Origin of the sequence: Micromonospora sp. NPDC051543 (genome assembly GCF_044454415.1) — a bacterium.
Classification (GTDB): Bacteria; Actinomycetota; Actinomycetes; order Mycobacteriales; family Micromonosporaceae; genus Micromonospora.
The window spans coordinates 98871-121364 of sequence record NZ_JBITDT010000010.1; the positions used below are offsets into that span (position 1 = coordinate 98871).

The 22494-nt window shown below is 72.0% G+C and carries 19 protein-coding genes and 3 tRNA genes; 12 read left to right on the top strand and 10 right to left on the bottom strand.

Going from position 1 to position 22494, the window contains the following annotated elements; all coding sequences use genetic code 11:
- Positions 1-89 precede the first annotated feature (89 nt).
- From ACIA3K_RS19435 to ACIA3K_RS19445, 3 genes are all read left to right on the top strand, one after another.
- Positions 90-1133 carry a GNAT family N-acetyltransferase gene (locus ACIA3K_RS19435; RefSeq protein ID WP_396802644.1) on the top strand — a complete coding sequence of 348 codons (1044 nt, stop codon included), beginning with the start codon at positions 90-92 and terminating at the stop codon, positions 1131-1133.
- Positions 1134-1376: 243 nt separating this feature from the next.
- Entirely contained in the window at positions 1377-4274 is a 2898-nt protein-coding gene (locus ACIA3K_RS19440) for a glycoside hydrolase family 9 protein (RefSeq protein WP_396802646.1), read from the top strand.
- 255 nt (positions 4275-4529) lie between these two features.
- Positions 4530-7022, top strand: a complete 2493-nt coding sequence (locus tag ACIA3K_RS19445; RefSeq protein ID WP_396802647.1) for a non-reducing end alpha-L-arabinofuranosidase family hydrolase — start codon at positions 4530-4532, stop codon at positions 7020-7022.
- Between the two features lie 62 nt (positions 7023-7084).
- On the opposite strand, the gene ACIA3K_RS19450 is transcribed toward ACIA3K_RS19445, so the two are convergent.
- From ACIA3K_RS19450 to bioB, 3 genes are read right to left on the bottom strand one after another with little or no spacing between them, the layout of a single operon-like run.
- Complete coding sequence (locus ACIA3K_RS19450) at positions 7085-7591, bottom strand: GNAT family N-acetyltransferase (RefSeq protein WP_396802649.1); 507 nt, start codon at positions 7589-7591, stop codon at positions 7085-7087.
- A 4-nt stretch (positions 7592-7595) separates the two neighbouring features.
- Positions 7596-7832, bottom strand: a complete 237-nt coding sequence (locus ACIA3K_RS19455) for a hypothetical protein (RefSeq protein WP_396802650.1) — start codon at positions 7830-7832, stop codon at positions 7596-7598.
- A gap of 5 nt (positions 7833-7837) precedes the next feature.
- Complete coding sequence (gene bioB, locus ACIA3K_RS19460; protein ID WP_355051766.1) at positions 7838-8833, bottom strand: biotin synthase BioB; 996 nt, start codon at positions 8831-8833, stop codon at positions 7838-7840.
- A 293-nt stretch (positions 8834-9126) separates the two neighbouring features.
- Here bioB and ACIA3K_RS19465 point away from each other — a divergent pair, with 293 nt between their 5' ends.
- Together ACIA3K_RS19465 and bioD are read left to right on the top strand one after the other, a co-directional pair.
- Complete coding sequence (locus tag ACIA3K_RS19465) at positions 9127-10263, top strand: 8-amino-7-oxononanoate synthase (RefSeq protein WP_396802947.1); 1137 nt, start codon at positions 9127-9129, stop codon at positions 10261-10263.
- A gap of 200 nt (positions 10264-10463) precedes the next feature.
- Complete coding sequence (gene bioD / locus ACIA3K_RS19470) at positions 10464-11168, top strand: dethiobiotin synthase (protein WP_396802948.1); 705 nt, start codon at positions 10464-10466, stop codon at positions 11166-11168.
- A 290-nt stretch (positions 11169-11458) separates the two neighbouring features.
- Here the strand turns inward: bioD and ACIA3K_RS19475 are convergent, their stop codons facing one another.
- Positions 11459-11674 (bottom strand): helix-turn-helix transcriptional regulator, encoded by a 216-nt coding sequence (locus ACIA3K_RS19475; protein ID WP_396802652.1) that lies wholly within the window; start codon positions 11672-11674, stop codon positions 11459-11461.
- Between the two features lie 263 nt (positions 11675-11937).
- Between ACIA3K_RS19475 and ACIA3K_RS19480 the strand changes: the two genes are divergently transcribed.
- Together ACIA3K_RS19480 and ACIA3K_RS19485 are read left to right on the top strand one after the other, a co-directional pair.
- Positions 11938-12060: a hypothetical protein gene (locus ACIA3K_RS19480; RefSeq protein ID WP_396802654.1), complete on the top strand. Its 123-nt coding sequence runs from the start codon at positions 11938-11940 to the stop codon at positions 12058-12060.
- Positions 12057-12323 (top strand): hypothetical protein, encoded by a 267-nt coding sequence (locus tag ACIA3K_RS19485; RefSeq protein ID WP_396802656.1) that lies wholly within the window; start codon positions 12057-12059, stop codon positions 12321-12323. The genes ACIA3K_RS19480 and ACIA3K_RS19485 overlap by 4 nt, the downstream gene beginning before the upstream one ends.
- 31 nt (positions 12324-12354) lie before the next feature.
- On the opposite strand, the gene ACIA3K_RS19490 is transcribed toward ACIA3K_RS19485, so the two are convergent.
- The 3 genes from ACIA3K_RS19490 to ACIA3K_RS19500 are packed head-to-tail and all read right to left on the bottom strand — an operon-like array spanning position 12355 to position 15102.
- Positions 12355-13209: a polysaccharide deacetylase family protein gene (locus ACIA3K_RS19490; RefSeq protein WP_396802657.1), complete on the bottom strand. Its 855-nt coding sequence runs from the start codon at positions 13207-13209 to the stop codon at positions 12355-12357.
- A gap of 24 nt (positions 13210-13233) precedes the next feature.
- Positions 13234-14424 carry a cytochrome P450 gene (locus ACIA3K_RS19495; protein WP_396802659.1) on the bottom strand — a complete coding sequence of 397 codons (1191 nt, stop codon included), beginning with the start codon at positions 14422-14424 and terminating at the stop codon, positions 13234-13236.
- Between the two features lie 9 nt (positions 14425-14433).
- A complete protein-coding gene (locus tag ACIA3K_RS19500; RefSeq protein WP_396802661.1) occupies positions 14434-15102 on the bottom strand; it encodes a class I SAM-dependent methyltransferase in 669 nt (222 codons plus the stop codon).
- A gap of 151 nt (positions 15103-15253) precedes the next feature.
- On the opposite strand from ACIA3K_RS19500, the gene ACIA3K_RS19505 reads away from it, so the two are divergent.
- The gene (locus ACIA3K_RS19505) at positions 15254-16135 is read left to right on the top strand and encodes a hypothetical protein (protein WP_396802663.1); all 882 of its coding nucleotides are present in this window, start codon (positions 15254-15256) and stop codon (positions 16133-16135) included.
- A 45-nt stretch (positions 16136-16180) separates the two neighbouring features.
- Here ACIA3K_RS19505 and ACIA3K_RS19510 read toward each other — a convergent pair whose 3' ends face one another.
- Entirely contained in the window at positions 16181-19105 is a 2925-nt protein-coding gene (locus ACIA3K_RS19510; protein WP_396802665.1) for a M36 family metallopeptidase, read from the bottom strand.
- Positions 19106-19302: 197 nt separating this feature from the next.
- Here ACIA3K_RS19510 and ACIA3K_RS19515 point away from each other — a divergent pair, with 197 nt between their 5' ends.
- Positions 19303-20436 (top strand): alkane 1-monooxygenase, encoded by a 1134-nt coding sequence (locus ACIA3K_RS19515; RefSeq protein ID WP_396802667.1) that lies wholly within the window; start codon positions 19303-19305, stop codon positions 20434-20436.
- Between the two features lie 64 nt (positions 20437-20500).
- Here the strand turns inward: ACIA3K_RS19515 and ACIA3K_RS19520 are convergent, their stop codons facing one another.
- Together ACIA3K_RS19520 and ACIA3K_RS19525 are read right to left on the bottom strand one after the other, a co-directional pair.
- A complete protein-coding gene (locus ACIA3K_RS19520; RefSeq protein WP_396802669.1) occupies positions 20501-21082 on the bottom strand; it encodes a TIGR03086 family metal-binding protein in 582 nt (193 codons plus the stop codon).
- Between the two features lie 73 nt (positions 21083-21155).
- Entirely contained in the window at positions 21156-21758 is a 603-nt protein-coding gene (locus ACIA3K_RS19525; protein ID WP_396802670.1) for a TetR/AcrR family transcriptional regulator, read from the bottom strand.
- Between the two features lie 389 nt (positions 21759-22147).
- Here ACIA3K_RS19525 and ACIA3K_RS19530 point away from each other — a divergent pair.
- The 3 genes from ACIA3K_RS19530 to ACIA3K_RS19540 all read left to right on the top strand — a co-directional run bounded on the left by ACIA3K_RS19530 (position 22148) and on the right by ACIA3K_RS19540 (position 22413).
- A tRNA-Gly gene (locus tag ACIA3K_RS19530) sits at positions 22148-22220 on the top strand.
- 34 nt (positions 22221-22254) lie between these two features.
- Positions 22255-22325 (top strand) — tRNA-Cys (locus tag ACIA3K_RS19535).
- Between the two features lie 13 nt (positions 22326-22338).
- Positions 22339-22413 (top strand) — tRNA-Val (locus tag ACIA3K_RS19540).
- The last annotated feature ends 81 nt before the right edge of the window (positions 22414-22494 follow it).

The window sequence follows — 22494 nt, forward strand, 5'->3', positions numbered from 1 at the left end:
CCAGCGCGAGGAGTTCCCGGGTCGACACCGGCGAGCAACCCGGCGGCAACAGCGGCGGACGAGGCTCTGGGTGGGGAAGGGAGCCAACCATGACGTTGTGGCGGATCCGAGCGACAGTGGACGACCGGCCCGGCTATCTGTCGGTCCTCACGGCGAGCCTCGCGCTACGGGGGGTCAACATCCTCACGGTGCAGGTGCAGCCCACCGAGCATGGCGCGGTGGACGACTTTCTGGTGGACGCGCCGGACACGCTCGACGAGGCCGAGCTGATCGCCGCCGTCGAACGGGGGCGCGGGCGGGACTGCTGGGTGGCGCGCAGCGAGGCGCGCGGCCTGGTCGACCAACCGACCCGGGTGCTCGGCCTGGCCAACCGGCTGGTGCGCGACCCGGACGCCACCGGTGAGGCGTTGCGTACGCTGCTCGGCGCCGACTCGGTGAGCTGGCTTCCGGCGGCGACCGGTACGGACCGGGGCAGCACCGGCACGAGCATGGTGTTGGCCGACCCGGCGGGCGGCGCGTTCGCGCTGCGCCGGGCCGCGCCCGCCTTCACTCCGGCGGAGTACGCCCGGGCGCAGGCCCTGGTCGAGCTGGCCGCCACCGTGGCCCGTCGGGCCGCCGAGCAGGTGACCCTGGTGCTGCCGGACGGCGTCGAGGTGGCGGTGCGGCCGGCGTGCGCGGACGACCTGGCGGCGGTGGTGGAGCTGCACGAGGCGTGCTCCCCGCGCAGTCGGGAACGGCGCTACCTGAGCGGGGCCGCGTTGCCGCGGCCGGCCCGGCTGCGTCGACTGTTGGAGCCGACGCGCGGGCTCACCCTGGTCGCGACGACCACCGACACCGACGGCACGGTGGTCGCCATGGCGAATCTGCTCGGCGAGGGCGACGAGGCCGAGGTGGCGCTTCTGGTACGCGACGACTGGCAGCGGCGCGGGCTGGGCTCGGCGCTGCTGCGCCGGCTGGCCCGGCACGCGGACCGGTCCGGGTTCGCGGCGCTGGTGCTGCACGTCCAGGCCGAGAACACCCCGATGCTGCGGACGCTGCGCCGGCTCGCCCGACCCAGCTCGGTGGAGCGCGACGGCGCCCTGCTCACGCTCACCGTCCCGCTCGCCGTTGAGGCCCTGTCCCGTCCGCAGTGAGGGGCCGGTGGCCCGGCGGCGCCCATGCTCTGAGGATGACCACCGGACCGCTCGGCGCGGTCGACCGGTGAGCGTCGCAGGCTTCCCAACCGATGGCTGGCCGATTACATTGTCGGATATCCATGGGAGCGCTTCCACGCCCGTGGCCACACCGCCACCCCCGCTGTCGCCGGTGGCCGTGCCGCCCCCACGCCGTCCCGCGTCGGTGCGACCGCCGGCGGCGCCTGGTCAACAGGAGCCTTCATGCGCCACCAGACCCGGCCGTCCACCGGCCACCCCGGCCGGTCGCCCGTCGTCGACCAACCGTGGCCCCGGCGGCTGCTGGCCGCCGGCGTCGCTCTGCTCACCGGCGCGGCCCTCGCGGTCGCCGCGCCGACGCCCGGGCCCGCGTCCGCCGCGGCCTCCTTCAACTACGCCGAGGCGTTGCAGAAGTCGCTGCTGTTCTACGAGGCGCAGCAGTCCGGCCAGCTGCCCGACTGGAACCGCGTCTCCTGGCGCGGCGACAGCGCCCTCACCGACGGCGCCGGTACGGGGGTCGATCTGACCGGCGGCTGGTACGACGCCGGCGACCACGTCAAGTTCGGCTTCCCGATGGCGTTCAGCGCCACCATGCTCGCCTGGGGCGCGGTGGAGTACCGCAGCGGCTACGCCTCCTCCGGGCAGTTGCCGCACCTGCTGAACAACCTGCGCTTCGTCAACGACTACTTCATCAAGGCGCACCCGTCGGCGAACGTCCTCTACGGACAGGTCGGCAAGGGCGACGACGACCACAAGTGGTGGGGTCCGGCCGAGGTGATGCCGATGGCGCGGCCCGCGTACAAGATCGATGCGAGCTGTGGCGGCGCGGACCTGGCGGGGGAGACGGCGGCCGCGATGGCCGCCTCCTCGATGGTGTTCCGGCCCACCGACGCGACCTACGCGGACAAGCTGCTCACCCACGCCCGGCAGCTCTACACGTTCGCCGACACCGTGCGGAAGGCCTACAGCGAGTGCATCACCGACGCGGCCTCGTTCTACAAGTCGTGGAGCGGCTACCAGGACGAGCTGGTGTGGGCGGCGATCTGGCTCTACCGGGCCACCGGCGACGCCAGCTACCTGACCAAGGCCGAGAGTGAGTACGACAAGCTCGGCACCGAGCCGCAGTCCACGACCCGCTCCTACAAGTGGACGATCGCCTGGGACAACAAGCAGTTCGGCGCGTACGTGCTGCTGGCGAATCTGACCGGCAAGCAGAAGTACGTGGACGACGCCAACCGCTGGCTGGACTACTGGACGGTCGGGGTGAACGGGCAGCGGGTGCCGTACTCGCCCGGTGGGATGGCGGTGCTCGACTCCTGGGGCGCGCTGCGCTACGCGGCCAACACCTCCTTCGCCGCGCTGGTCTACAGCGACAAGACCACCGACACGACCCGCAAGGCGCGCTACCACGACTTCGCCGTCCGGCAGATCAACTACGCGCTCGGCGACAACCCGCGCAACTCCAGCTACGTCATCGGGTTCGGCGCCAACGCGCCGAAGAACCCGCACCACCGCACCGCGCACGGGTCCTGGTGGGACAGCCAGACCGTGCCCGTCGAGACCCGGCACACCCTCTACGGCGCGCTGGTCGGCGGCCCGTCCTCGGCCAACGACGCGTACAGCGACAGCCGGTCGGACTACGTGATGAACGAGGTGGCCACCGACTACAACGCCGGCTTCACGTCCGCGTTGGTCCGGCTGACCTCCGAGTACGGTGGCACCCCGCTGGCGAACTTCCCGGTCGCCGAGACGCCGGACATCGACGAGATGACCGTGGAGACCACCGTCATGCAGGCCGAGCCGCGGGCCACCGGGCTCAAGGCGATCGTCTACAACAAGTCGGCGTTCCCGGCCCGCGCGCTGACCAACGGAAAGTTCCGGTACTACTTCCGGCCCGACGGCAGCGGCCCGGTGCAGGTCACCTCCGGCTACACCCAGGGCTGCCCGTCGCCGACCGCCGCCAAGCAGTTCAGCGGCGACATCTGGTACGTCGAGGTGGACTGCACCGGCTACACCATCGCCCCGGCCGGACAGTCGGCACACCGGATGGAGGTCCAGTTCAAGATCGGTGTGCCGGAGGGCGGCACCTGGGATCCGACCAACGACCCGTCGTACCAGGCGACCGCCGGGCCGAACCGCAAGGTCCCGCTGTACGCCGGCAGCACCCGCGTCTGGGGTGACGAGCCGGGGCCGGTCGTGCCGGACACGACCGCGCCGAGCGTCCCGGGCAAGCCGGTGGCGTCGAATCTCGCGTCCCGCTCGGTGACCCTGACCTGGTCGGCGTCCACCGACAGCGGCGGAAGCGGGCTGGCCGGCTACGACGTCCGCGAGGTCCAGGTCGGCAGCGACACGGTCCTGGTCCGGCCGGTCACCGGCACGACGCTGACCATCTCGACGCTGCTGCCGGCGACGTCGTACGAGTTCACCGTCGTGGCCCGCGACGGCGCGGGCAACACCTCGGCGGCCTCGCCGGTGCTCACCGTGACCACGCCGCCGACCGGCTCCACCGACACGACCGCGCCGAGCACGCCCGGCACGCCGGTCGCCTCGGCGGTCACCGCCACCGGTCTCACCCTGGCCTGGACACCGTCGACCGACAACGTGGGCGTCACCGGCTACCGGGTCTACCGCGAGGCCGGCGCGACCGACGCGCTCATCGGGTCGCCGACCGGCAGCACCCTCGCGGTGACCGGGCTGACCGCCTCCACGGCGTACCAGTTCTACGTGGTGGCCGTCGACGCGGCCGGTAACACCTCCGCGGCGTCCGCGCCGGTCGCGGTGACCACGGCGGCGCCGCCGGTCGGCGGCACCTGCTCGGTGGGGTACGCCACGACGGACTGGAACACCGGCTTCACCGCGACGGTGACGATCACCAACACCGGCACCGCCGCGATCAACGGCTGGGCACTGCGGTTCAGCTTCGCCAACGGGCAGACCGTCAGCCAGGGCTGGTCGGCGACCGTCAGCCAGTCCGGCGCGGCGGTCACCGCGACGAACCTGTCCTACAACGGCACGATCGCGCCGGGCGCGTCGGTGAGCTTCGGCTTCAACGGCACACACAGCGGCAGCAACCCGAAGCCGACCGCCTTCACCGTCAACAACACCACCTGCGCCGTCGCCTGAGCCTCGAGGTCCTGGGCAGTTGCCGCGCCACGCGTGCGGTAACTGTCCAGGGCCCGCACGCGGCAGGTCGGACCGGGAATGACGTCGCCGACCCCGGTGGGGCGCGCCAGCCCCACACATTTCCGAAACTTTTCCGAAACCTCCGTCGTCCGGGCCGGACGCGTGATATGAACATCGACTGAGATAAATATTCAACCGAAATCGCTGGTCGTCCCCGCCTCGGCGGCCCGGGTGCAGGCCAGTAGGGAGGCAGAGATGACAATGACCCCATCCGATCATCGCGGCAGGACCCGGCGACGGCGGTCGCCCGTCTTCCGGGCGCTGCTCGCCGGCGCGTTCAGCGTCGTGACGGTGGCCGCCGTCACGGTGATGATGCCCTCGGCGAACGCCGCCGCGAGCACGCTCGGCGCGGCCGCCGCGCAGTCGGGCCGGTACTTCGGCACCGCCATCGCGGCGGGCCGGCTCAGCAACTCGCAGTACAGCACGATCGCGGCGCAAGAGTTCAACATGATCACGGCCGAGAACGAGATGAAGCCGGAGTCGACGCAGCCGCAGCGGGGCCAGTTCAACTTCAACTCCGGTGACCAGATCTACAACTGGGCGACCCAGCGCGGCCTGAAGGTCCGTGGGCACACCCTGGCCTGGCACGCGCAGCAGCCGGGGTGGATGCAGAGCCTGAGCGGCAGCAGCCTGCGTCAGGCGATGATCGACCACATCAACGGCGTGATGGGCCACTACCGGGGCAAGCTCGCCGCGTGGGACGTGGTCAACGAGGCGTTCAACGAGGACGGCAGCCGCCGCAGCTCCAACCTCCAGGGCACCGGCAACGACTGGATCGAGGTGGCGTTCCGCACCGCGCGGGCGGCCGACCCGTCGGTCAAGCTCTGCTACAACGACTACAACATCGAGAACTGGTCGTACGGCAAGACGCAGGGCGTCTACCGCATGATCCAGGACTTCAAGTCCCGCGGCGTGCCGATCGACTGCGTCGGCCTGCAGACCCACTTCACCGGCGGCAGCTCGCTGCCGAGCAACTTCCAGACCACGCTGTCCAGCTTCGCCGCGCTCGGCGTGGACGTGGCGCTGACCGAGGTCGACGTCACCAACGCCTCCACCACCCAGTACGCCGGGCTGACCCAGGCGTGCCTGAACGTGCCGCGCTGCATCGGCATCACCGTCTGGGGCGTACGCGACAGCGACTCCTGGCGCTCCAACGAGAGCCCGCTGCTCTTCGACGGCAACGGCAACAAGAAGGCCGCGTACAACTCCGTCCTCAACGCGCTCAACGCGGCCCCGCCGACCTCCAGCCCGACCGCGAGCCCGACGGTGAGCCCCACCGTGAGCCCGACGGTGAGTCCGACCACGACCCCGCCGCCGAGCGGTGGCGCCGGCCGGATCGTCGGGGTCCAGTCGGGTCGGTGCATCGACGTGCCCAACTCCACGCAGACCAACGGCACGCGGGTCCAGCTCTACGACTGCCACAGTCAGTCGAACCAGCAGTGGACGTACACCAGTGGCAAGCAGTTGCGGGTCTACGGCAGCAAGTGCCTGGACGCGAACGGTGCGGCCACCGCCAACGGCACCGCAATCATCATCTGGGACTGCGGCAGCGGCGCCAACCAGCAGTGGAACATCAACTCCAACGGCACCATCACCGGCGTGCAGTCCGGTCGCTGCCTGGACGTCTGGGGCACCGGTAACGGCCAGCAGGTCCAGCTGTACGACTGCCACGGGCAGACCAACCAGCAGTGGCGGACCGACTTCGGCACCACGCCGGCCCCCACCACGCCGGCCCCCACCACGCCGCCGCCGACCACCACGCCGCCGCCGAACAGCGGCTGCGCGCTCCCGTCGACCTACCGGTGGTCGTCGACCGGCGCGCTGACGAGCCCGAAGAACGGCTGGCTCTCGCTCAAGGACTTCACCAACGTGGTCTACAACGGCCAGCACCTGGTCTACGGGTCGTACGTCAACAGCAGCGGCCAGTACAGCTCGATGAACTTCGGCACGTTCACCAACTGGTCCGACATGGCCTCGGCCAGCCAGAACGGCATGAGCCAGGGCACCGTGGCGCCCACGCTGCTGTACTTCGCCCCCAAGAACATCTGGGTGCTGGCGTACCAGTGGGGACCGACCTCGTTCAGCTACAAGACGTCGAGCGACCCGACGAACGCCAACGGCTGGTCCTCGGCGCAGACGCTGTCCACCGCCACCCTCTCGGACGCACCCTACGGTGTGATCGACCAGACCCTCATCGGCGACGACCAGAACATGTACCTGTTCTTTGCCGGGGACAACGGCAAGATCTACCGGTCGAGCATGCCGCTGGGGAACTTCCCGGGCAGCTTCGGCTCGACCTACACGACGATCATGACCGACTCGTCCAATAACCTGTTCGAGGGCGTCGAGGTTTACAAGGTGGCGGGCCAGAACCAGTACCTGATGATCGTCGAGGCGATCGGAAGCCAGGGGCAGCGCTACTTCCGGTCGTTCACGTCCACCAGCCTGGGCGGCTCGTGGACCCCGCAGGCCGCCACGGAGAGCAACCCGTTCGCCGGCAAGGCCAACAGCGGCGCGACGTGGACCAACGACATCAGCCACGGTGACCTGGTCCGCACCAACCCCGACCAGACCAAGACCGTCGACGCCTGCAACCTGCAGTTGCTGTACCAGGGCAAGGACCCCAACGCGAGCGGCGACTACAACCGGCTGCCGTGGCGGCCGGGTGTACTGACCCTCCAGCGCTAGGCGTCAGCCAGTCCGAGGAACGCGTGCCCGGCACCCGTGCGGTGCCGGGCACGCCCTTGGGTTCAGTCCGTCAGGTCGTCGGCGAGCAGGTCCATCAGCAGGGCGTCGTGCCAGCGGCCGTCCTCGCCGCGTTCGTAGCGGCGCATGATGCCCACCGGGCGGAAGCCCACCTTCGCGTACGCCCGGATGGCGGCGCTGTTCGCCGCCGCCGGGTCGATGGTGAACCGGTGGTGGCCGTACTCGTCGATCAGGTGCCGGGCCAGGGTGCGGATGGCGTCTCCGCCGAGGCCCTCGCCACGGGACTCCGGTTCGAGGAACACGTCCAGGCTCGCGTGTCGGTAGTCCGGGTCGGACTCGGCGTACCACTGGATCGCGCCGATCACCCGGCCGTCGTGCTCGATGGCGTACAGCGTCAGGTCGTCGTCACCGAGGTCGGCGTGGACCGCGCCGGCCAGGTCGTCACCGCCGCGCCACCACCGGCGTACCTCCGGGTGCGCCCGGATGGCCGCGAGGGCCGGCACGTCCGCGACCGTCGCCGGTCGCAGGGTCACCGCCCGCCCGTGCAGCATCGGCTCAGCCCTGGATCTCGCCGTGCTCGACACAGACCGCCGACCAGCCGACCGGCAGGACCTGCACCTTCATCCGGCGTCGACAGCACGCGCAGTAGCGCGGCGGCTCCAACTGCCGGGCCGCCGCGCAGCCCGGGTGGGGGCCGTCGGCCGCCGCCTCGCCGCACCTGTCGCACCAGGGCACGGCCGCCGACGCCGGGCCGCCGCTGCGGCCCGGTTCGGCGTCGGAGGTCGTCGTCATGGTCGTCACAGCGTGGCGGAGAGGGCCTTGACCGGCATCTTCAGCTCGTCCAGCAGGTCGAGGTCGGCGGTCGCCGGCCGGCCCAGCGTGGTCAGGTAGTTGCCGACGATCACCGCGTTGATGCCGCCGAGCAGACCGTCGCGGGTGCCCAGGTCACCGAGGGTGATCTCGCGGCCGCCCGCGTACCGCAGGATGGTGCGCGGCATGGCAAGCCGGAACGCGGCGATGGCCCGCAGCGCGTCCTTGCCCTCGACCACCGGGCGGTCGCCGAGCGGGGTGCCGGGGCGCGGGTTGAGGAAGTTCAGTGGCACCTCGTGCGGGTCGAGTTCGGCGAGCTGCGCGGCGAACTCCGCCCGCTGCTCGACGGTCTCGCCGAGGCCGAGGATGCCGCCGCAGCAGACCTCCATGCCGGAGTCGCGGACCATCCGCAGCGTCTCCCAGCGCTCCTCCCAAGAGTGTGTGGTGACCACGTTGGGGAAGTACGACCGGCAGGTCTCCAGGTTGTGGTTGTAACGGTGCACACCCATGTCGACCAGGTCGTCGACCTGCTCCTGGCTGAGCATGCCCAGCGACGCGGCGACCTGGATGTCGACCTCGGCCTTGATGGCGGCGACACCCTCGCGCATCTGCTTCATGAGCCGCGCGTCCGGGCCGCGCACGGCGGCCACGATGCAGAACTCCGTGGCCCCGGTCTTCGCGGTCTGCTTCGCGGCCTCGACCAGCGACGGGATGTCCAGCCAGACCGAGCGCACCGGGGAGGTGAACAGGCCCGACTGGGAGCAGAAGTGGCAGTCCTCCGGGCAGCCGCCGGTCTTCAGCGAGACGATGCCCTCGACCTCGACCTCGGGGCCGCACCACCGCATCCGCACCTCGTGCGCGAGTTGCAGGGCGGCGGGCAGGTGCTCGTCGGGCAGGTTGAGCACGGCGAGGACGCCGGCCTGGTCGAGGCCGACGCCGTCACCCAGGACCTGGGTGCGGGCCTGGTCGAGGATCTCTGGCATGGCTCGTACCCTACAAGGCCCCGGACCGGCCGGGTATGACCTGCCGTCGGGGTCGACGCGAACCGCCGGGCCGGGCCCGATCGCGGGCCGCGCGGCTCGGCCGACGCGCCGCCCGCGCGGCGACCATCAGTGACGCCTCTATGACGTTCCGTGGTGGTCGGTCTCGCCGCGGCCACGTTCGCCGCCGCCGTGCCCCGCGTACCGAAGGGATTCGCCGCCTCGGTGGTCGCGGGTGGTAATTTCGCCCGGCGGACGTCGGCGTGACCGGCGCGGACGGCGGTGAAGGGGTGACGGTGGCGGACTGGCTGGCGGCGCTCGATCGTCGCGCGCAGTTGAGGGCGAAGGCCGGGTTGACCCGGCGGTTGCACCCGCGTCCCGCCGACGACCGGATGACCGACCTCGCCGGCAACGACTACCTCGGCCTGGCCACCCACCCGGAGGTCACGGCCGCGGCCACGGCGGCACTGGCCGCGTACGGGCTGGGCGCGACCGGTTCGCGTCTGGTACGCGGTTCGACCGACGCGCACCACGCCCTGGAGGACGACCTGGCGCAGTGGCTGGGCACCGACCGGGCGCTCGTCTTCTCCTCCGGCTACCTGGCGAACCTGGGCGCGTTGCGGGCTCTCGTGCAGCCCCGCACCCTGCTCGTCTCCGACGCGCACAACCACGCGTCGCTGATCGACGGCTGCCGGATCTCGGGCGCCGAGACGGTGGTCAGCGCGCACGCCGACGTGACGGCGGTGGCCGCGGCCCTGGCCGTGGCGCCGGGACGCCCGGCGGTGGTGGTCACCGAGTCGGTCTTCTCGGTCGACGGCGACCTCGCACCGCTGGCCGAGTTGCACGCGGTGGCCCGCCGCTACGGCGCGCTGCTGCTGGTCGACGACGCGCACGCGCTCGGCGTCACCGGTCCGTCCGGAGCGGGAGCGGTGGCCGCCGCCGGTCTGGCCGGCGAGCCGGACGTGGTGGTCACCGCCACCCTGTCCAAGGCGCTCGGCGGGGCGGGTGGACTGGTCGCCGGTCCGGCCGAGTTCGTCCGACACCTGGTCGAGACCGGCCGTACGTTCATCTTCGACACCGCGCTGCCGCCGGCCGTGGCGGCCGGGGTGCACGCCGCGCTGGGGCTGGCCCGAGCCGGTGACGACCTGCGCGCCGAGGTCGCCGACCGGGTCACGCTGGCGGTCGGTCGACTGCGCGCGGCCGGGCTGACCGTCTCCGCGCCGGACGCGGCGGTGATCTCGGTGGCGGCGCCCGGTCCGGAGGCCGCGACGGCCTGGGCGGCCGACTGCCGGGACCGGGGCGTGGCGGTGGGGTGCTTCCGGCCCCCGTCGACCCCGGACACCCGCTCCCGACTGCGCCTCACCATCAGCGCGGGGGTGCCGCGAGAGGACTTCGAGAGGGCGCTGGACGTCATAGTGGACTGTGCCCCGTGAGCGCGAGGAGTGAGCCGGGTTTGCGAGCCCCGCAGTCGCGAACCGAGGTGGCGCCGTGAGCGCGAGGAGTGAGCCGGGTTTGCGAGCCCCGCAGTCGCGAACCGAGGTGGCGCCGTGAGCGCGAGGAGTGAGCCGGGTTTTCGAGCCCCGCAGTCGCGAACCGAGGTGACGCTGTGACTGATTCGGCGTGGGAGGGGCCGGTGCTGGTCACCGGCACCGACACCGAGGTGGGCAAGACGGTGGTCACGGCGGCGATCGCGGCGGCGGCGCAGGCCGCCGGCCTGCGGGTGGCGGTGGTCAAACCGGGCCAGACCGGCACGGCCGGTGGTGAGCCGGGTGACGTGGACGCGGTCAACCGGCTGGCGGCCCCGCTGACCGGGCGTACCCTGGCGAGCTATCCGGACCCGCTCGCGCCGCTGGCCGCTGCCCGGGTCGCGGACCTGCCTCCGTTGGAGCTGTACACGGCGGTGGACGCCGTCCGCGCGGAGGCGGACAAGCACGACCTGGTCCTCGTCGAGGGGGCCGGCGGTCTGTTGGTGCCGATGGGGCTGCGTCCGTCCGGTGAGCCGTGGACGATGGCCGACCTGGCGGTGTCCCTCGGCGCGCCCGCGGTCGTGGTCGCCCGGGCCGGGCTGGGCACGCTCAACCACACGGCGTTGACCCTGGAGGCGCTGGACCGTCGGGCGGTACCGGCCGGAGTGGTGATCGGGGCCTGGCCGGCGTCGCCGGAGCTGGTGCACTGGACGAACCTGACCGACCTGGTGCCGAACCTGCTGGGCGCGGTGCCGGCCGGGGCGGGCGCGATCGATCCGGGGGTGTTCCGGCGGTCGGCGCCGGGGTGGCTCACTCCGGCGCTGCACGGGGTGCTCGACGACTGGCGCGTCTGGGCCGAGGAGAGCAGCTGAACACCTGTCGACGAACGGGTAGGGGAACGGCGTGGAGGTCCGGCGGGGGTCCAGGGAACGGCGTTCCCACCCCCGTTCCGGGACACGGGAACGGGCCGCCCACCAGGGCGAAAAAGACTAGATGATCTATTCCAAGGGGCCTGAACCGCCGAACGCCCATCGGCGACTCGACCTCCAGCCGCCTCACCCGCCATTGTTGGCAATCTTGGACACTTTCCGTTAGCAGCTAACTGTTAGCAGCTAACGGAAAGTGTCCAAGATCTGCCCTAGACTGCGGTCGCCGTATCCAGTCAGTCCGGCGTGTCGTCCTCGGTCGGGCGTGGCTGGCGGTACTTCTTGATCCACGCCTCGACGTCCTCGGCCAACCAGACCTTCGTGCCCCGTAGCTCTTGGTACGGCTTCGGGAAGGTTGGGTACCGGGCGAGCTGCTGGAACCGCTGCCGCGAGACGCCCAGGCGCTCGGCGATCTCGAACGGCCCCATGAGCTGACCTGGCCCTCGGTCCATAGACCGAACGTAAGGCGACTCGCTCTTTCCTTTCGGCTATTGCCAGTTGACTAATCCGACCGAGGCGACGACCGTGGGCACATGACCCGACGCGTCCGATATGCCGAGTACTGGTTGGCCGTAGCCATGACCCTGGCTCGCAGGCACAAGCCGGTGTGGTCGTGGATCAAGTGGCGGAACGTGTGCAAGTGTGGGAACGAGCTGCCCTGCCGGGCCAGACACAAGATCCCGATCAACCGGGGTCACTGGCCGGGTGAGAACTGATGGCCACGCACGAGCCGGCCCTGCGGATCTACATGGGGTCGCACCTGGCGGCGGCTACGCAGGACATGGCCTGGGCTCCCGCCGACGCCGTATACCGCCGGTTCCTCGGGTGGCTGGCATGAAGGCCGGAGACGTGGTGCTGGTCGGGGCTGCCTGCTCGCCGCAGTTCACCGCGAACCGGGCGCTGAGGCTGCGCATCGTGTCGGTCGGCGAGACCGACCCGTACCACGACTGGATCTGGTTAACCGGGTACGTGCTCGACGCGAGGGGCGACGCGACCGCCAAGCGCGAGGTGTACGTGATGAAGGCCGGTGTGGTCATCCAACGGCGAACCGCTCCGGCGGGTGTGCAACCGAGGCGGTCCAGTTCGCGCGTACGCGCCTAAGCCGTATTGGACTTTCGTCAGGTCGCCCGGGTCAGCGGATGTAGTCCTCCAGCAGCGCCGGGGTGAGTCCGGCCCGGTGGATGGCCTTCAACGCCGCCAGGAGGTCGTCCATCAGCGCCGGCCGGAAGTGCATCAGCAGCACGTCGCCGGGCTGGACCACCTTCTCCGGGGTCTGATACCGCACCTTGCCCTCGTGGACCGTCTCCGACCAGTGCAGGACCGCCTTCGCGCCGCAGTCCTGGGCGGCCTTCAGCGTGGTGTGGTCGTACTCGCCGAAGGGTGGGCGGAACAGGGTCGCCCGCTGGCCGAACAGCGTCTGAAGTTTGTCCGCCGATCCGCAGATCTCCTGCTTCTGGTAGTCGTACGACCGGCCAGCGAGGGAGTTGTGCCGGATGGTGTGGTTCTCGACGACCCCACCGGCGATCTGGATCTGGCGGAAGTAGACGTCGTGCTCCTCGGCGGCCGGCGAGTTCAGGAACATGGTGACCGGGATGTGCGCGCGGGCGATGAAGTCGGGCACCGCCGGCGGTCGGGCCAGCCCACCATCGTCGATGGTGATGAAGGCGACCTTCTGGTCGGTCGGCACGCGGTGCCAGAACGGGATCGCACCGGTCACCGGCAGCGGCACCGGTTCCGGTAGTGGCGCCGCGGGGAAGACCGGCGCCTGCGACACGTACCAGTCCAGGGTCTCGCGTGCCGGCGGGGCGGTCGGCGACGGCGAGGCCGACGGGGACGGCGTGGCGGACGCGATCGGTACGGCCGACGGGCTCGGCTGGGCGGCGATCTGCCGGGCGTGGAACGCGGGTCCGGCTGCGCAGGCACTCAGCGCCAGCAGGGCCAGAAGCGTTGTGGCGGCGATGATCCGACGGGTGGGGGTGGCGGACACGCCCGGAAACATACCGGGCGATTGTCAGGATCCGGTCAGCCCGGGACCTCCGATTGCGCCTCGGACCACGAAGGCGTCCGGCATCCGGAAGGTGAGATTGTCCGGGCACCACGGCGGACGGATGACCGTCACCCCGTCCAGCAGCGGCGCGGCCTCGGCCACCACGACGGCCGCCTCCATGCGGGCCAGGACGTCGCCGACGCACCGGTGCGCCCCCGCCCCGAACGCCAGGTGCCGCCGCGACCCGCGCTGCCCGGGAACGAAATCGTCCGGCGCGTCGACGACCGCCGGGTCGCGACCGGCGCGGGCCAGCCACAGCACGATGCTGGTGCCCGCCGGCACGGCCGTGTCGCCGAGAACGCCGTCCGCCGCGGCCACGCGCCGCCAGGTGACGATGGGCGGTTCGAGGCGCAGGCCCTCCTCAACGACGTCGGCCACCGCGACGTCGCCGGCGCGCAGCGCGGCGCGTACCGCCGGTTCGCCGGCCAGCCGGTGCAGCAGCAGGGTGAGGAACTGCGAGGTGGTCTCCTGTCCGGCGACCAGCAGGAAGAAGAGCGCGCCGACCACCACGTCCGGCGGATGCCCGGCGGCGCGCAGCTCGGCGGCCAGGCCGCCACCGGTGGCCGCGAACTCCCGCAGTACGTGGTGGAAGCGGCCCACCTCGGCGGCGAGCGCCACCTGCCGGTCGGCGTCCAGCGGTGCCCAGAACAGCTCCAGCGCCGCCCGGGCGAACTCCTTCACCGCGCCGACCGGCGCGTCCGGCAGGTCGACCAGCCGGGCCAGCACCAGCAGGGGCAGGTCGGCGGCGAGGTCCGCGTACAGGTCGACCGACGCGCCGGCGTCGAGGGTGGCCCGTAGCCGGGCCACCCGCTCCCGGACCAGGGCCGTGAGCCAGGGGCGCTGCGCGGCGACCTTCGCGGGGTGCAGCGCGTCCGCCACGATGCCCCGGATCTCCGGATGGCTGGCACCGGAGTTGTTGGCCAGGGTCGGCGGCAGCCGGAACCGGTGCCCGGCGAGCACCCGCAGCGCGGTGACCGGCATCGGGGTCACCGCGTCGAGGGCGTTGTCCGGCCGGTAGCGCTCCGGATCGGCGAGGACCTGGCGGACCAGCGCGTGCCGGGTGACGACGAGGTGGCGTACGCCGACGTGGTCGGTCACCTCGGCGACGTCCGGCCAGGGTGCCTCGACCGCGGACGACCAGCCGGAGAAGAGCACGCCGACACGCTAGCCGGCGGCTCCGGGCAGGCCCGGGCGCAACCGCCAGACGGTGGTGCGCTTCACCCGTACGCTCTCCAGGGCCTCCGGCACCGGTACGTCGTAGCTGGCCAGCTCGTCGAAGCGGTCCCGGGGCAGGAACGCCCGGCCGGGGTCACCGACCAGCGCTGGCGCCCCGGCCCGGGTGGCGCGCAGCAGGAACCGCAGCACCCGTCGGGCCATCGCGTCGCTGTAGAAGACGTCCCCGGCGAGCACCACCTCGGCGTCGCCCGCGTCACCGTCGAGGATGTCGGCGAACTCGGCGTCGACGCGTACCCCGTTGGCTTCGGCATTGAGCGCGACGGCCGCGACCGCCAGTTCATCGACCTCGACGGCGCGCACGGAGGCCGCGCCGGCCCGGGCGGCGGCGATGGCCACCAGGCCGGAGCCGGAGGCGAGGTCGAGCACCCGCCGGCCGGCGACCAGCTCCGGATGGTCGGTGACGTAGCGGGCCAGCGCCTGCCCGCCGGCCCACGCGAAGGCCCAGAACGGCGGTGGCCGGTCGGTGGAGAACTCGCCCTCGGTCAACTCCCAGAGCCCGATCGGCTCGTCCGCCTGGTGCAGGCGCACCTCGGGGACGAAGGGGACCGGGGTCAGTCGGGCGTGCAGCCGGACGAACGTGCTGGAGAGCTCGGACACCTGCCCGATTGTTCCAGCGACCCGACGCCCGGCGTGTCGCGGGGGAGTGGTGACCGGTTCACCACTGTCGGTGAAAACACGACCTCTGCTTGTCGTCCGGTGCGAACACACCCGTCTGTCGGCGGCGCTGTCCCGCTCCTAGCGTTGCGAGGTGGAGACGACCGAACGGAGCGAGGTGGTGGTGATCGTGTGGCGGTACGCGCTGCGGCTCGGGGCGTTGGTGGCCGGCAGCGCCGGGGTGGTGCTCACCCTGGCGGCGCCGGCGCAGGCGGCGTTCGCCACCGAGATGGGCGGCCTGCCGGCCCGGTTCACCGCCGGCGAACAGGTGCGCACGATCTCCGCGGTGGTCTCGCAGACGGACCGGCGTGGCGGGTGCGCGAAGGTGCGCTGGTCGATGGCGCTCCGGGTGCAGGGCATCCGGCTCGACCAGGTGAAGATGGACCGGGTGGAGGAGAACGGCGACTTCCCGGTGGAGATCCGGACCGAGGGTGACGTGGCCCGGTTGACCGACCGGCAACTCGACCCGGGCACCCTCTGCCCGGGCCGCACGGTGACCGCCCGCTACCGGGTGGCCTTCGCCGAGGACGTCACGCAGGGGCGGGTCACCCTCGCCGCCGAGGCGTACGACGCCAACCTGCGCCTCTTGGCCCGCCAGACCGCCACCCGATCGGTGGTGGCAGCGGGCGGCGCCGGAGCCCGAACGCCGACGCCGAGCCCGACCCCGGCGCAGCCGAGCGACCCACCGAGCGAACCGGCTCAGGAGGAGAGCATCCAGGCCGAGGAACCGGTCGCGGAGCAGCCGGTCGACGCGGCGCCACCGTCGGCCGGCCGTCCGGTCGCGCAGACCGGCGGGTTCGGTGTCGTGCAGGCGGCGTTCCTGCTCGGCGGGTTGCTGCTCTCGCTCGGGGTGGGCCTGTTGCTGCGGCTGCGCCACCTGACCCGTGCCGCCAAGGACGAGGCCGAGGACCCGCCGGTGGACCGGCTCTGGGAGCGGCCCGCGCCGACCGGGCGCTGGCACCCGGCACGCCGCTGATCGGGGGTTGTCGGGGCCGGCGGTCGCCCCCCCCCCCCGACGGTGTCACTTCGCGAACGCCTGGAACTCGGCGATCCTGACCTGGGCACGGGACGGGCTGGCCGTGGCGCAGTCCGTCGTCGTGGCCGGGTCGTCGTCCTGCTCACCGGCGTACTGCGGTCCGCCGGTGCACTGGCTGGCCAGCACCTCCAACCGCAGGTGGGTGGCGACGGTGGTCGGCACCGCGAACGTGCGCAGGTTGATGTCGCGGCTGTACGCCCGGTACGCCCCGCCGGGGAACGCGTCGGCCGCGCTGGTGTAGATGCGCCGCCAACGCGCCGGGTCGGCGCAGTCGGTGGTGGTCGCGTCGCAGGCGGACACGGCGAACGAGCGCAGCGCGCTGAGCGCGTTCTGGCTGCCGGTGTCCGCGTCGCCGACGATCGCGGGTCGCAGCATCGCGCTGACGTTGACCCGCTTGACCACCTGCGGTGCGTCACCGGCCAGCGCCACGGTGAGCTGCTTGCCGGCCACCCCGTCCAGCGAGGCCCAGTTCGTCGCCTCGGTGTCGTCGGCGACCCGGTCCAGGTTGACCCCGTCACCGCTGATCGTCGCGCCGGACGCCGTGGACGCGAGGTTGCGGCTCATCCGCAGGTCCACGTAGCCAGCCTTGCCGGCGTCGGCGACCACGCTGAGCCGCTGGTGCCCGAAGCCGGGCGCGACGGCCAGCAGGTCGTACGTGCCGGCGACCAGCTCCACCGTGTCCGGGATCGGCGTCGCCGGGTCGGTGTCGGCGATCGGTACGGCCCGCGCCTCGTACGCCCCGACGTACACCCGGATCGGCGCGTCGGCGCTGTCCCCACGGGGGCGCAGGGTGAGTGTCGCGTTGCCGCCCCGTGGCGAGGCGAAGCTCGGCGTCGGGTCGGTGTCCGCGGCGCCGTTGGTGGCGGCGTCCCGGCCCATCCCGGAGCGGGCGAACTCGGCCCAGATCAGGTCCTGGTTCGCGCCGCCGAAGCGCAGCAGGTCGGCGGTGAGCATGTTGTCCCGCATGTCCAGCATGCTGACCTGGCTGGCCGCCTGCAGCAGGAACGAGTCGAAGACGAGTTGCGACCAGCGCCGGTTGCCCGGGCACCTGTCGGCGGGCACCGTGCCCTGCGCGCACTCCCGCTGCCGCTGCGGGGTGCCGAGGCCGTACCGCTTGACCAGCGCGGCACGTACCCGGTAGTTGGTCGCGCCCCAGATCTCCCCGTCGGCGTGCACGGCCGGGCCGGCGGTGTTGTAGCCGATGTCGGAGTAGTTCAGCGGGCTGCGGCTCAGGTCGTAGTTGCGGATGCCGCTGACCAGGTTGCCGGTCACGTAGCCGCCGGTGACGAAGGGCGTCTCGCCGGGAGCGCGCAGGCCGTTCTGGTAGAGGTACTCCGCGGCCATCAGGTCGCCCCACGACTCGCCCATCGCGCCGCCCTGGTGGCCGCTGATCCCGTTGTCCGGGCCGGCGATCATCCGGTTGGTGATGGCGTGGGTGTACTCGTGGCCAATCACCGTCATGTCGTAGTCGCCGTCCACGCACGGCGGGTACGGGCCACCGGCCTGCGGCTGCCACAGGTACATGTTGGTGGTCGGCGGCAGACCGTCGCGCGGGGTGCCCTGGTTGGCGTTGTTGCGGTTGCCGGTCAGCGCGCCCTGCTGGGCGCGGCCCTGCTCGGCGTCGCCGCCGAGTCCGGACGGGGTGAGGTTGACCGCCTGGAGGTTCCACGCCGACTCGGTGAAGCCGAGCTGGTACGCCCAGTCGTGCATGCGGTTGTGCATGACGAACAGGTTCGCGATCGCCGCGTCCGCGTCGTTGCGCTGCGTGGACGTGAACACCTCCGGGTTGCACCTCGCCTGGTGCCACTGGTCGGTGAACGGGTACTCGTAGCGGCGCTCCGCGCTGGGTGTGGCCGGCACGACCGGGGTGTTGTTGCCCCAGGAGAGCACGGTGTTGGCCGAGTTGCCGCGCGAGGTGAAGGTGGGTGTGCCGGTGGCCGCGTCGACGTCCCACGGCTGCCCGGTGGCCGGGTCACGGAACGCCGCCTGGCAGTCGGGGGCCGGGTCGCCGCACCAGCGGACCCGGGGGTCCTGGCCGGCGGCGAGGTCGCGGGGCGGGGTGGCCGGGAAGACCGCCCAGCTCGGGTTGTCCGAGTCGAAGTCGACGAGGTCCTCGCGGACCAGCACCTTGCCCGTGCCGCCGTCCACGTAGCTGGTGAACGCCGCCGGGTGGTCGGCGTCCGCGCCGATCATGGTCACCTCGTAGGCGGCCCGGGGTCCGTCCAGCGGGGTGGGCACGGCCACGGCCCGCACGGTGTGGCTGGCCACGGCCGTCGGGCTCAACCCGGCGTCGGCGAGCGCGTCGGCGTACGCCTGCTCGGCGGTGCGGGTCGCGGGCGCGGGCGCGCGGGTGTCCCGGGCCAGGGAGGAGTTGACGGCGAGCACCGAGCCGCCGCTGACCGCGAGCGTGACCAGACCGTCGTGACCGGCCGGCAGGTCGCCGAAGCGTTGCCGCAGGGTCACCACCGCACCGCTGCCGATCGGCCGGACCAGCACCCGGTCCAGGTCGGCGACCGTCGCGGCGTCCATGCCGTACAGGTCGCGGTTGGCGGCCAGGTAGGCGCGCGCGGCGGCCTCCGGGTCCGCGGGCAGTCCGGTGGCGAGGGGGGTACGACCGGGGCCGAGCGCCTGGGGGGTGCCGAGCCGGTTCCACCGCGCGTCGGGGTCTGCGGCGCGGGCCAGCCCGCGCTGGCGGGCGTCGGGTGCCGCCGTACCGGTGCGGTTGTCGAGGTCGGCGGGCTGGTGCCCCTCGGCGAACGGCCCGGACGTGCGCTCGGCGGGAGCGGCGGCGGGTGCGGCGTTGCTCGTGCCGGTGGGTAGCAGCGCGGCGAGGGTCGCCGTCGTCGCCAGGACGGCGATGAGCCGGCGTCGACGCCGGCTCATCGGGGGTGACCACTCCGGTTGTGGCACGGGACCTCCTTGTGGGAGCGGGATGGCCGGCGGCCGCCGGCCGGCGATGCGCGGTGACGCATGCGCATCTGTGGATATCAGCCGCCCGGGGAAGCGGCAAGGCCCCGGGCTGGTCGGCTCGCCAAATGATCGAGATATGCCAACTTTACAAAATGCTCTATCTTGTAAAAGGCAGTGATGGGTGTCACAGTCGATCCATGACCGTCGACACCGCACCGACCGGCGGACCCGTCGCCTGGCGGGACCGGCGCAAACCCCTCTGGCCGCTCGCGCTGCTGGTGCCGGCGCTACCCTTCGCCGGCCTCGCGCTGTGGCGGAGCACCGGCGGCGCCTGGGCGTGGTGGCTCACCCCGGTCGTCGTGTTCGGGCTGATCCCGGTGATCGACCTGCTCATCGGCGAGGACCGGCGCAACCCTCCCGAGGAGGCCGTGCCCCGGCTGGCCGCCGACGGCTACTACCGCTGGCTGACCTACCTCTACCTGCCGGCGCAGTACGCCGCCCTGGTGGTCTGCTGCGCGGTGTGGACCCGCGACAACCTCTCGGTTATCGGTGCCGCCGGCCTGGTCGCCACCGTCGGAGTGGTCGACGGCATCGCCATCAACACCGCCCACGAACTGGGCCACAAACGCGAGCGGGTGGAGCGGTGGCTGTCCAAGGTGGCACTCGCGCCCGCCGCGTACGGGCACTTCCACGTTGAGCACAACCGTGGCCACCACGTACGGGTCGCCACCCCGGAGGATCCGGCCAGCTCCCGACTGGGGGAGAGCATCTGGGCGTTCTGGCCGCGTACCGTCCTCGGCAGCCTCCGCTCGGCCTGGCGGTTGGAGGCCAGCCGGTTCCGCCTTCGCGGCCGGACCCCCTGGACGTACCGCAACGACGTGCTCAACGCCTGGGCGATGACCGTGGCGCTGTACGCGGCGCTCGCCGTGCTCTTCGGCCCGGCGGTGCTGCCCTTCCTGGCCCTGCAGGCGGTGGTCGGCTCCTCGCTGCTCGAGGTCGTCAACTACCTGGAGCACTACGGGCTGGCCCGGCAACGCACCGCGACCGGGCGTTACGAGAAGGTCGACGCCCGGCACAGTTGGAACAGCGACCGCACGGTCACCAACGTCTTCCTCTTCCAGCTTCAACGACACAGCGACCACCACGCGAACCCGTTGCGCCGCTACCAGACGCTGCGCAGCTGCGACACCTCACCGCAGCTGCCCGCCGGGTACGCGACGATGGTGGTCGTGGCGCTGCTCCCACCGCTCTGGCGACGGGTGATGGACCACCGGGTGCTCGCCCACTACGGCGGCGACCGGGCGCTGGCCAACACCGGACCCCGACCGTGACGGCCCGGCCGCCGGGCGCCCAGGTCAGGTCGCGTCAGTCGCCAGGCGCGCGGTCGGGGTCGCGTCAGTCGCCGGGCGCCCAGTCGGGGTCGCGGCCGAAGGCGGCCAGCAGGTGATCCTGCTCGTCGGCGTCGGCGGGCACCCGCGCCGAGTCCCGGACCAGCTTGTCGCGTCGGTAGTCGTCGACCCGGCCGGCGAACCACTGGGCGCACACGTGCACCGCGTCCGGGTCGAACCGTGGGTCGGCGCCGATCGCCACCGCCAGGTCCCAGCCGTGGATCAGGTGTTCGGCGAGGAGCTGTTGGACGTACTCGGCGGCCGGGGTCGGGCCGGCCGACAGGTGCACGGTGCGGTCGATCGTGCCGGGGTGGGTGACGGCGATCTCGGCCTGCGCGGCCGCCTCCCGGGCCGTCGTGAGCGGGTCGGCGCCGAGCTGGTCCCCGTCGAAGCGACCGCCGACCTCGTCGATGGTGCGACCGGCGAGCAGTGGGACGCTCCACCGGTCCTCGCCGACCACGTGGTTGACCAGGGTCCGGACGTCCCAGTCGGGGCAGGGTGTCTCCTCGGACCACTGATCGGGCCCGATCTGGTCCACCCGGTCGACAAACTCGGCCAGGCTCCGGCGGTACGCGTCCAGCAGATCCATGCCGTCGATTGTTCCGTTCGGCACGCCGGCCCGAGCCGTTTTGCCCGGCCTGGCGTATGGCGCGGTCGGCCGCTCAGTCCAGGTCGGTCGGGTCCAGACCCAGCTCGCGGGCGGTGACCAGGCGTACCCACTCCCCGAACTGTCGCCGGGAGATGACCCGGTCGTGCACCGCGAGCTGCACGGCGAGGCCGTCCATCACCGCGCTGATCCGCCAGGCCGCCCCGTCCGGGTCGGCGCACTGGAAGGTGCCGTCGGCGACCCCGGTGGAGATCACGGCGGCGAGATCCTGTCGCCACCGTAGGTCGAGGCGGCGGGACACCTTCTCGAGCTCGGGGGTACGCAGCGACTCGGACCAGCCGTCGATCCACATCGACCAGGAGGTCGCCCGGCCGGCCGGGGTGTAGAGCTTGAGGATCCGGCGGAGCTTCGTCAGCGGTGGCGCGGAGGAGCGGGTGACCGAGTCCAGTCGGGCCAGATCCTGCTCGACGGCGTACGCGAAGGCCTGCGCGAGCAGCCGATCCTTCGTGGCAAAGTGGTAGAAGACCAGTGCCTGGCTCACCCCGGCGGCCTGCGCCACGTCGGCCGTTCGTGTGTTGGCCAGACCGCGCTCCACGATCACGTCGCAGGCCGTGCGCAGCAGGGCATCCAGGCGGATCTCGGCCGCACGTCTCGTCACGACCGTTACCGTAGCCCATCCACCCGAACACGAACAGTTACCGCTACCGTCCGATTCGTGGGGTAAGAGTCGGAAGTTGGACACTTTCCGGGGGTGTCGTGGCTCGTTCTCCTGGTGGAGTTCGGCGAGGTGGGCGGCGAGCCGTCGAAGTGCTCCGCCGGCCATCCGCCGCGCCGGCGCCAACCGTCGGGATGATGCCGGAGTGTGACGGCCGAGGGTCAATTGAGACATCAGGTCAGCTGACTAGGAAGCCCGCCGCCAGTGGTGGCCATCTCCCCGGTCGGCGTCGGACCGGGCGGGATGGGACGCGCCGACACGGACCCCGATTTGGCAGTCGTTCGCCGGCTCGGCTAAAGTTCTCATCCGTCACCCGGGAAAGCCGGGGGCGTGCGGACGTAGCGCAGCTGGTAGCGCATCACCTTGCCAAGGTGAGGGTCGCGGGTTCGAATCCCGTCGTCCGCTCGGAGCTGCCGCCACGCATGACGGGGGCAACCTCGGTGGGGTGGCCGAGAGGCGAGGCAACGGCCTGCAAAGCCGTGTACGCGGGTTCAAATCCCGTCCCCACCTCGGCAAGGAGCACGGGCGATTGGCGCAGTGGGAGCGCGCTTCCTTGACACGGAAGAGGTCACTGGTTCAAACCCAGTATCGCCCACCAGCTGTACGACGTGAGCGTTGAGGCCCGTCACCGGATCCGGTGACGGGCCTCAACGCTGTTTCGCGTGAGGTCGGGCCCGCC